Source organism: Haemophilus haemolyticus M19501 (assembly GCF_000222025.1).
Taxonomy (GTDB): domain Bacteria; phylum Pseudomonadota; class Gammaproteobacteria; order Enterobacterales; family Pasteurellaceae; genus Haemophilus; species Haemophilus haemolyticus_G.
Window position 1 is genome coordinate 273,876 of record NZ_AFQO01000003.1, and the last position, 11,076, is coordinate 284,951.

The window sequence follows — 11,076 nt, forward strand, 5'->3', positions numbered from 1 at the left end:
GAGAGCCTTTTAGTTATGAATTTTTTGATTCTTTTGAATTATACATATCTTCAATTTGCTTACGATAACGTTCTAAAATCACTTTTCTACGTAATTTTAATGTTGGTGTAATTTCACCCAATTTAATGCTAAATGCTTGAGAAAGTAACGTGAATTTTTTTACTTGCTCGAAATGAGCCAATTCTTTTTGCAGCGCATTAATACGCTGCTCAAACATTTTCAGAATGTCAGAATTTTTTAGTAATTCTAAACGGTCATGATATTTAATATTGAGCTGTTTAGCGTACTCTTCCAAACTATCAAAGCAAGGCACAATAAGTGCAGACACATATTTTTTCGCATCGGCGATGATCGCAATTTGTTCGATAAATTTGTCTTTACCGATTTTGCTTTCGATATATTGCGGCGCGATATATTTGCCGTTTGAGGTTTTCATTAATTCTTTAATACGATCGGTAATAAATAAATTGCCTTGTTTGTCAAATTCTCCCGCATCGCCAGTTTTTAAGAAACCATCTTCTGTAAAGGCTTGAGCCGTTTCTTCTGGCTTTTTGTAATAGCCTTTCATTACCATTCCACCACGTACGAGGATTTCATTATTTTCCCCAATTTTAACTTCCGCTTTTGGTATGAGTGTGCCGATTGAATTGGGGTTAAATTGAAAATCGTGCCAGCAAGAAACGGTTGCGGTTGTTTCTGTCATGCCATAGCCTAATTTGATGTTGATACCAATGACGTGGAAAAATAACCCAATAGCCGGTTCTAATTTTGCTCCTCCGCAAGGCATCATTTTTATACGCCCCCCCAATAATTGGCGAAGTTTTGAGAGCACTAATTTATCTGCCAAAGCAAATTGTTTTTTCAATAAGAACGGAATAGCTTTGTTATTCGCACGTAGATCAAAATGTTTTTGTCCCACGGAAATTGCCCAATGGAACATAATTTGGCGAAGTTTTGGGGCTTTTTGAACTTTATCTAGCACTGCCGCATAAATTTTTTCGTAAAAACGTGGTACGGCACACATTAAAGTTGGGCGAATTTCCGTTAAAGCCGACCGCACTTGATTGGTGTCTTCTAAATAGCAAAGTATTGCACCTCTATGAAGAATATAAGCCGCCCATGCCCGTTCAAAAATATGAGAGAATGGTAAAAAAGAAAGTGAAACGTCCTGATCTGTCACGTTAAGTGAAAGATCATGAGCTTCTAATTGGTGAGCGAGATTAGCGTAATCTAACATGACACCTTTAGGCTCTCCAGTAGTGCCAGAGGTATAAATAATCGTAAACAAATCCGATAATTGTTTTTGGTTTAAGCGTTGAGTCAGTTCATCTTGTTGTACGTTTGAACCTGTTTTAATAAAACTTTCCCAAGAGCAAGAAAGAGGATCTTGTTGTAATTGAATGGTGGATTTCATTGCCACAATTTTTTGTAATTGTGGACAATGATGAGCAATTTCCAATGCTTGATCGTATTGCTCTTGATCGCCGACGAAGAGAATTTTTACATCGGCGTGATTTAGGATAAATTCTGCTTGCTGGGCTGTATTGGTTGCGTAAATAGGTACTGTGATTGCTCGAATTTGTAAGGTCGCAATGTCAGCGATTGTCCAACGTTCCATATTATGGGCAAAAATGGCGATTTTATCTTGTACGTCAATATTGTGAGCAAGCAATGCTCGAGAAAGTTGATTGAGTTGCTCTTGAAAGTTTTTCCAAGAGATATCTCGCCACAAGCCGTGTTCTTTATAGCGAAGTGCGGTCATATTTGCACGAGTTTTGGCTTGTTGTTGAATACGATGAACAAAATGGAGATCGAGATTCATATTAACCCTATTTTTTGATTTCATTGAGCGAACAGTTGTGCGCTAATATAATCTTAAATAGGAATAAAAGCTAGAAGAATATTGATTGTTTTAAATTATTTTTAGTGATCATTTGTTCATTTTTATATCGCAAATTCAATTCTAGATAATAAAAAACCGCTCCGAAGAGCGGTTAATTTTTCCAAAGTTTTAATTAGCCTTTGTAGTTGTAGATATGAGCTACTAAGTCTAATACTTTGTTTGAGTAACCCGTTTCGTTATCGTACCAAGATACTAATTTAACGAAAGAGTCAGTTAATGCGATACCAGCATCTGCATCAAATACAGAAGTTAAAGCACAACCGTTGAAGTCAGTAGAAACAACCGCATCTTCAGTGTAACCTAATACGCCTTTTAATTCGCCATTGAAAGTTTTACCTTCAGCTGCATCTTTGATTGCTTGTTTGATAGCATCGTAAGAAGCTGGTTTTTCAAGATTAACAGTTAAATCAACAACAGATACGTTTGGCGTTGGAACACGGAAAGCCATACCGGTTAATTTACCGTTTAATGCAGGTAATACTTTACCTACTGCTTTCGCTGCACCTGTTGAAGATGGAATGATGTTTTGTGATGCACCGCGGCCGCCGCGCCAGTCTTTAGCTGATGGGCCATCCACAGTTTTTTGAGTTGCAGTCGTTGCGTGAACAGTGGTCATTAAACCATCTTTGATACCGAAAGTTTCATGAACAACACGTGCTAAAGGAGCTAAACAGTTTGTTGTACAAGATGCGTTAGAAACGATATCTTGACCTGCGTATGCGTTGAAGTTTACACCACGAACGAACATAGGGGTTACATCTTTAGATGGACCAGTTAATACAACTTTTTTCGCGCCTGCAGTGATGTGTTTACGAGCAGTTTCATCAGTTAAGAATAAACCAGTCGCTTCAACAGCGATATCAACACCGATTGCACCCCAGTTTAAGTTTGCTGGATCACGTTCTGCAGTTACACGGATAGTTTTACCATTAACTACTAAGTTACCATCTTTCACTTCAACAGTGCCGTCGAAACGCCCGTGAGTTGAATCATATTTCAACATATAAGCCATGTATTCAACGTCGATTAAGTCGTTAATACCTACAACTTCGATGTCATCACGGTGTTGTGCTGCACGGAATACGATACGGCCGATACGGCCGAAACCATTGATACCAATTTTAATTGCCATAAGATTTTCACCTTTTATTTAAGTTAAACAAATCTGTTTGCTTTGAGTAATACTGCTCACTCAGTAAGACAGCGCACAAAGTATAGCACGAGCATTTTTATAAAACTATAAACCCTACTACTTTTTTGTGATCTATATCAAATCATCATTAGAATGAAAAAGTACCGTAAAAAATCACCGCACTTTTGATGATTTTTTATAGAGAAATCTGCATAATAGACTGAAATTGTTAGAGAAGGTTAAATATTCTATGTCTCAAGGTAATCTTTATATTTTGTCTGCACCAAGTGGCGCAGGAAAATCTTCATTAATTTCAGCGTTATTGGCATCAGATAGTTCAACTCAAAAAATGGTGTCTGTATCACATACGACACGAGCCCCACGTCCAGGTGAAGTTGAAGGCGTACACTATTATTTTGTATCAAAAGAAGAGTTTGAATCACTCATTGAGCAAGATTTATTTCTAGAATATGCCAAAGTTTTTGGTGGCAATTATTATGGAACCTCTTTACCTGCGATTGAAGAAAATTTAGCAAAAGGCATTGATGTATTTTTAGATATTGATTGGCAGGGTGCCCAACAAATCCGTAAAAAAGTGCCTTCAGTAAAAAGCATTTTTATTTTACCGCCTTCATTGCCTGAATTAGAGCGTCGTTTAATTGGTCGTGGGCAAGATAGTGAAGAGGTTATCACCGAACGAATGTCAAAAGCGATAAGTGAAATTTCGCATTATGACGAATATGATTATGTTATTGTGAATGATGATTTTGAGAAAGCATTAAAAGATTTACAAAGTATTTTGCAATCGGAACGCTTAACAAATGATTATCAACAAAAACAAAATGCAATGTTAATTCAACAGCTACTAGCAAAATAGGGCGAAATTGAGTATTATAACTCCCCTTCAATAGAGTAATTTTTGACAAATCGGAGTAAATTATGGCTCGTGTTACTGTGCAAGATGCAGTAGAAAAAATTGGTAACCGTTTTGATTTAATTTTAACGGCTGCGCGTCGTGCAAGACAATTACAACTTAACCAAAGTGCGCCGTTAGTGCCAGAAGATAATGACAAACCAACAGTAATCGCATTGCGTGAAATCGAAAAAGGTTTGATTAATCAAGATATTATGGATGCACAAGAATTCCAAGAAATGGCAAAAGTGCAAGAAACGGAAGAAGCAGCTGTTGCATTAATTACAGAATAATCTTTTAAAAGTGCGGTAAAAAATCACGATATTTTAACCGCACTTTCTCTTTCAACGATAAGTAGGTCTCCTTTGGAACTGTTTGCGGATTTAGATCGAATTATTCAAGGGTATTTGCCCGCAGATAAAATTGAACTCATCAAGCGTGCGTTTGTGATTGCAAGAGATGCGCACGAAGGACAATTTCGCTCCAGCGGCGAACCTTACATTACCCATCCAGTGGCGGTAGCCTCCATTATTGCTCAACTTCACTTAGATCACGAAGCGGTAATGGCTGCGCTTTTACACGATGTTATTGAAGATACACCTTATACGGAAGAACAACTGAAAGAAGAGTTCGGTGCCAGTGTGGCTGAAATTGTGGACGGTGTATCAAAACTCGATAAGTTGAAATTTCGCACTCGCCAAGAAGCACAAGTCGAGAATTTTCGCAAAATGATTTTAGCGATGACGCGTGATATTCGTGTTGTGTTAATTAAGCTTGCTGACCGCACGCATAATATGCGCACGCTTGGTTCGTTACGACCAGATAAACGCCGCCGTATTGCGAAAGAAACCCTTGAAATCTATTGTCCGCTTGCTCATCGTTTAGGTATTGAGCATATCAAAAATGAATTAGAAGACTTATCTTTTCAAGCAATGCATCCTCACCGTTATGAGGTGTTGAAAAAACTCATTGATGTGGCGCGGAGTAATCGACAAGATTTAATCGAACGTATTTCACAAGAGATTAAAGTGCGGTTAGAAAACGCAGGCATTTTTGCCCGAGTGTGGGGACGTGAAAAACACCTTTACAAGATCTATCAAAAAATGCGCATAAAGGATCAAGAATTCCACTCTATTATGGATATTTATGCGTTCCGTGTGATTGTAAAAAATGTTGATGACTGTTATCGCGTTTTGGGGCAAATGCATAATCTTTATAAGCCACGCCCTGGCCGAGTAAAGGATTATATCGCGGTACCTAAAGCAAATGGCTATCAATCTTTGCAAACTTCAATGATTGGGCCGAAAGGTGTCCCCGTAGAAGTTCATATCCATACAGAGGATATGGAACAAGTCGCCGAAATGGGTATTACTGCGCATTGGGTTTATAAAGAAAATGGTAAAAACGACAGTACAACCGCACAAATTCGCGCACAACGTTGGCTGCAAAGTTTGGTCGAAATTCAACAAAGTGTAGGTAATTCGTTTGAGTTTATTGAGAATGTAAAATCAGAGTTTTTCCCGAAAGAAATTTATGTTTTTACGCCAAAAGGTCGAATTGTTGAATTGCCAATGGGCGCAACGGCAGTAGATTTCGCTTATGCTGTGCATTCAGATGTGGGGAATACTTGTGTTGGCGTAACCGTTGAGCATAAACCTTATCCGCTTTCACAAGCCCTTGAGTCTGGTCAAACGGTCAATATCATCACCGATCCAAATGCTCATCCAGAAGCTGCATGGTTAAATTTTGTGGTAACGGCTCGTGCGAAAACACGGATTCGCCATTATCTCAAACAGCGTTGTGAAGAGGATGCGGTGAAATTAGGTGAAGTTGAGCTTAATGCGGCATTACAACCGCATAATTTAGGTGATTTTTCTATTCAACAAATTAGCACTGTATTAGATGCTTTAGCGCTTTCTTCTTTAGATGAATTATTACGAGAAATTGGTTTAGGCAATCAATCTGCCTCCATCATTGCGCATCAATTTGTGGGCGTGCCGTTAGAATCTGCTAATACTCAGAATTTTGAATTTGAATCAAAAATACTCACTATTGCACCAATGCAAGTGGGTAAAATACAATTTGCTCAATGTTGCCATCCAATCCCGGGTGATCCTATTGTGGGATGTCATACCGAAGAAAACACCGTTGTGGTGCATCATCAACATTGTGCAAGTTTGAAAAATGCTTGTCGCCAATCGTTGGCTAAATGGGATAATGTTCAAAGTGCGGTGAATTTTGAGGCTGAATTACAAATAGAAATATTGAATGAGCAGAATGCCTTGTTGAGTTTAATAACCGCAATTTCTGCGAGCGAAAGCAGTCTCCAAAATATTTGGACGGAAGAATTAGAGAACAATTTATTGCTTGTGATTTTGCAGGTTTGTGTAAAAGATATCAAACACCTTGCCAATATCGTTCATCGCATTAAAGGCATCACTGGCGTGGTTAATGTCAAACGCAATATTAATGAGCTATGAGCCTTGAACTTCTCGATGCTGTACCTTTGACCAGCCTCTCTGGTGTGGGTGCGGCCATTTCTAATAAACTGGCTAAAATCGGCATTCATAACCTGCAAGATTTACTCTTTCATTTACCTATTCGCTATGAAGATCGTACGCGAATTACGCCAATCGCTAATCTCCGCCCCGAACAATATTTTACCATTGAAGGAATTGTACAAACCTGTGAAGTGACTTTTGGCCGTCGCCCGATTTTATCGATTAGTTTGTCAGACGGCACATCGAAAATTATGTTACGTTTTTTTAATTTTAATGCGGGAATGCGTAATAGTTTTCAAGCAGGTGTGCGAGTAAAGGCCTTTGGAGAGGTAAAACGTGGGCGTCACATGCCAGAAATTCATCATCCAGAATATCAAATTGTGCGAGATAATGCGCCCATAGTATTGGAAGAAACGCTAATGCCGATTTATTCCACAACGGAAGGGCTAAAACAAAATTCATTACGAAAATTAACGGATCAGGCTTTGGCATTACTCGACAAAGTTCAGATTGCAGAAATTTTGCCTAATGAATTTAATCCACATCAATATAGCTTAAAAGAGGCGTTGCGATTATTGCATCGTCCACCGCCAGATATTTCATTAGAAATGTTAGAGCAAGGTAAGCATCCTGCACAACAACGATTAATTTTTGAAGAATTATTGGCGCATAATCTTGCTATGCAAAAAGTGCGGTTAGGAACGCAGCAATTTTCTGCCTTACCGCTACATTATCAAACAGATTTGAAACAGCGATTTTTAGCCACCTTGCCATTTCAACCAACTAATGCGCAAAAACGAGTAATGTCGGATATTGAACAAGATCTTATCAAAGATTATCCGATGATGCGCTTAGTGCAAGGGGATGTCGGCTCAGGAAAAACATTGGTTGCTGCATTGGCTGCGTTAACGGCAATTGATAACGGCAAACAAGTCGCCTTAATGGCACCAACAGAAATTCTTGCAGAACAGCACGCGAATAATTTCCGACGTTGGTTTGAGCCTTTCGGCATTGAAGTTGGTTGGTTAGCCGGTAAAGTAAAAGGAAAATCAAGACAAGCAGAGCTTGAAAAAATCAAAACTGGTGCGGTGCAAATGGTGGTGGGAACGCATGCTTTATTCCAAGAAGAAGTCGAGTTTTCCGATTTAGCATTGGTGATTATTGATGAACAACACCGTTTTGGTGTGCATCAACGATTAATGTTGCGTGAGAAAGGCGAAAAAGCGGGATTTTATCCCCATCAGTTAATTATGACAGCGACGCCGATTCCAAGAACGTTGGCAATGACCGTCTATGCCGATTTGGATACATCAATTATTGATGAATTGCCTCCAGGCCGTACGCCGATAACAACCGTAGTGGTTTCTGAAGAACGTCGCGCTGAAATTGTGATGCGTGTAAAAAACGCTTGTGTTAATGAAAAACGTCAAGCCTATTGGGTGTGTACGTTAATTGATGAATCAGAGGTTTTAGAAGCTCAAGCCGCAGAAGCAATTTGGGAAGATCTAACTAAGGAATTACCTATGTTAAATATCGGGTTAGTTCACGGGCGGATGAAATCACAAGAAAAACAAGATGTCATGATGCGTTTTAAAAATGCAGAACTCGATTTGCTTGTGGCTACAACAGTGATCGAAGTGGGCGTGGATGTGCCGAATGCCAGTCTAATGATCATTGAAAATGCAGAGCGTTTAGGTTTATCGCAACTTCATCAGTTACGAGGGCGTGTCGGTCGAGGCAGCACGGCTTCTTTTTGTGTACTAATGTATAAACCTCCGCTCGGTAAAGTGTCGCAAAAACGCTTGCAAGTGTTACGAGATAGCCAAGATGGGTTTGTTATTTCGGAAAAAGACTTAGAAATTCGTGGACCAGGTGAAGTGCTGGGAACGAAACAAACTGGAGTTGCTGAATTGCGAGTAGCAAATTTAATGCGAGATAGAAAAATGATACCAACGGTGCAATTTTATGCGAAATCACTTATCCAAAAATACCCTGATCTAGCAGAAAGTCTGATTCGTCGTTGGTTAAATAATAAAGAGATTTACTCGAACGCTTAAAAGTGCGGTCAATTTTCAAAGAGTTTTAAATGGATAAAAAAGAAAAACGCCCAACTGTACTTTTTTTTGACTCTGGCGTTGGTGGGTTTAGCGTATACCGTGAAGCTAAAAAATTATTACCAAATTGGCACTATCTCTATTGTTTTGATAATGCCGGTTTTCCTTATTCAGAACGAGAAGAGGAAAGTATTATTCACCGCACTTTAGCGGTTTGCCAACTTATTAATCAACGTTATCCATTAGATGCAATTGTGATAGCTTGCAATACAGCGAGTACAGTTGTGCTTCCGCCTTTGCGAGCTGCTTTTGATATTCCTATCATTGGGACTGTGCCCGCTATTAAACCTGCATCAGAAATGACAAAGACAAAACATATTGGTTTATTAGCTACAAAGGGTACGGTAAAACGTCACTATGTCGATGAGTTGATTGATAAATTTGCGCAAGATTGTATTGTTGAGAGACTGGGAACAACAAAATTAGTCGAAATTGCGGAGCAAAAAATTCGTGGTCATTCCGTTGATCTAATTAGTTTAAAAGATGAGTTATCTCCGTGGGCAGACATGGCAGATTTGGATACATTAGTTTTAGGTTGTACTCACTTTCCACTCATCAAAGATGAAATTCAGTTGTGCTTGCCACAAATTAAATATTTTATGGAGCCTGGCGCGGCGATTGCTAAGCGGATAAAATATTTACTCGATGGTAAAAGTGTACGTGCTCAAGGTAAAAAACATAATCAAATGTTTTGTACTGAACATTTTTCTGAAGAATCTCAATTTAAAAAAGCTTTACACCTATGGGGATTTGAATCTTTAGATGTAATAAAAATAGACTAAAATTGATGTCAAATAGACCTTTTTGTATTAACTTTATCCAAAAGATCATTTTTTTAAATATTTTTACAAAAAGTACTTGCAAGGGTTTTGAAAATCCCTATAATGCACCGCACACAACGACGCACTGTTGTGAAGTATTTAAGTTTGCACGTGCGTCGTTGTTTTTTGCTCTTTAACAATGTATCAGACAATCTGTGTGGGCACTTGTTGATTGACTTGTTTTAAAACTATTTTTTAATTTTGAAGTCTTAATAGGTGCTTAACTGAAAATTCATCATTACTTTTTTAAGTAGTGTTTTATTTATAGCTAAGCAGTTTATTGAGCGATTGAACTTGAATTGAAGAGTTTGATCATGGCTCAGATTGAACGCTGGCGGCAGGCTTAACACATGCAAGTCGAACGGTAGCAGGAGGAAGCTTGCTTTCTTGCTGACGAGTGGCGGACGGGTGAGTAATGCTTGGGAATCTGGCTTATGGAGGGGGATAACGACGGGAAACTGTCGCTAATACCGCGTAGTATCGGAAGATGAAAGTGCGGGACTGTAAGGCCGCATGCCATGAGATGAGCCCAAGTGGGATTAGGTAGTTGGTGGGGTAAAGGCCTACCAAGCCTGCGATCTCTAGCTGGTCTGAGAGGATGACCAGCCACACTGGAACTGAGACACGGTCCAGACTCCTACGGGAGGCAGCAGTGGGGAATATTGCACAATGGGGGCAACCCTGACGCAGCCATGCCGCGTGAATGAAGAAGGCCTTCGGGTTGTAAAGTTCTTTCGGTATTGAGGAAGGGATGATGTGTGCTAATAGTACACGTCATTGACGTTAAATACAGAAGAAGCACCGGCTAACTCCGTGCCAGCAGCCGCGGTAATACGGAGGGTGCGAGCGTTAATCGGAATAACTGGGCGTAAAGGGCACGCAGGCGGTTATTTAAGTGAGGTGTGAAAGCCCCGGGCTTAACCTGGGAATAGCATTTCAGACTGGGTAACTAGAGTACTTTAGGGAGGGGTAGAATTCCACGTGTAGCGGTGAAATGCGTAGAGATGTGGAGGAATACCGAAGGCGAAGGCAGCCCCTTGGGAATGTACTGACGCTCATGTGCGAAAGCGTGGGGAGCAAACAGGATTAGATACCCTGGTAGTCCACGCTGTAAACGCTGTCGATTTGGGGGTTGGGGTTTAACTCTGGCGCCCGTAGCTAACGTGATAAATCGACCGCCTGGGGAGTACGGCCGCAAGGTTAAAACTCAAATGAATTGACGGGGGCCCGCACAAGCGGTGGAGCATGTGGTTTAATTCGATGCAACGCGAAGAACCTTACCTACTCTTGACATCCATGGAATCTTATAGAGATATGAGAGTGCCTTCGGGAACCATGAGACAGGTGCTGCATGGCTGTCGTCAGCTCGTGTTGTGAAATGTTGGGTTAAGTCCCGCAACGAGCGCAACCCTTATCCTTTGTTGCCAGCGATACGGTCGGGAACTCAAAGGAGACTGCCGGTGATAAACCGGAGGAAGGTGGGGATGACGTCAAGTCATCATGGCCCTTACGAGTAGGGCTACACACGTGCTACAATGGCGTATACAGAGGGTGGCGAAGCTGCGAGGTGGAGCGAATCTCAGAAAGTACGTCTAAGTCCGGATTGGAGTCTGCAACTCGACTCCATGAAGTCGGAATCGCTAGTAATCGCGAATCAGAATGTCGCGGTGAATACGTTCCCGGGCCTTGTAC

7 protein-coding genes and 1 rRNA gene are annotated in these 11,076 nt (G+C 40.3%); 6 read left to right on the forward strand and 2 right to left on the reverse strand.

What is annotated here, in order from left to right; all coding sequences use genetic code 11:
* Positions 1–13 precede the first annotated feature (13 nt).
* Positions 14–1,822 (reverse strand): AMP-dependent synthetase/ligase, encoded by a 1,809-nt coding sequence (locus GG9_RS06720; protein ID WP_005630497.1) that lies wholly within the window; start codon positions 1,820–1,822, stop codon positions 14–16.
* Positions 1,823–2,015: 193 nt separating this feature from the next.
* Positions 2,016–3,035: a type I glyceraldehyde-3-phosphate dehydrogenase gene (gap, locus tag GG9_RS06715; protein WP_005630498.1), complete on the reverse strand. Its 1,020-nt coding sequence runs from the start codon at positions 3,033–3,035 to the stop codon at positions 2,016–2,018.
* A 250-nt stretch (positions 3,036–3,285) separates the two neighbouring features.
* Here gap and gmk point away from each other — a divergent pair, with 250 nt between their 5' ends.
* The 6 genes from gmk to GG9_RS0108525 form a co-directional block, all read left to right on the forward strand.
* Complete coding sequence (gene gmk / locus GG9_RS06710) at positions 3,286–3,912, forward strand: guanylate kinase (protein WP_005630500.1); 627 nt, start codon at positions 3,286–3,288, stop codon at positions 3,910–3,912.
* A 62-nt stretch (positions 3,913–3,974) separates the two neighbouring features.
* Complete coding sequence (rpoZ, locus tag GG9_RS06705; RefSeq protein WP_005625717.1) at positions 3,975–4,241, forward strand: DNA-directed RNA polymerase subunit omega; 267 nt, start codon at positions 3,975–3,977, stop codon at positions 4,239–4,241.
* A gap of 72 nt (positions 4,242–4,313) precedes the next feature.
* Positions 4,314–6,428 carry a bifunctional GTP diphosphokinase/guanosine-3',5'-bis pyrophosphate 3'-pyrophosphohydrolase gene (spoT, locus tag GG9_RS06700; protein WP_005630502.1) on the forward strand — a complete coding sequence of 705 codons (2,115 nt, stop codon included), beginning with the start codon at positions 4,314–4,316 and terminating at the stop codon, positions 6,426–6,428.
* Positions 6,425–8,506 (forward strand): ATP-dependent DNA helicase RecG, encoded by a 2,082-nt coding sequence (recG, locus tag GG9_RS06695; RefSeq protein WP_005630504.1) that lies wholly within the window; start codon positions 6,425–6,427, stop codon positions 8,504–8,506. The genes spoT and recG overlap by 4 nt, the downstream gene beginning before the upstream one ends.
* 29 nt (positions 8,507–8,535) lie before the next feature.
* A complete protein-coding gene (murI, locus tag GG9_RS06690) occupies positions 8,536–9,345 on the forward strand; it encodes a glutamate racemase (RefSeq protein ID WP_005630506.1) in 810 nt (269 codons plus the stop codon).
* A 335-nt stretch (positions 9,346–9,680) separates the two neighbouring features.
* Positions 9,681–11,076, forward strand: a 16S ribosomal RNA gene (locus GG9_RS0108525); the annotation flags it as partial.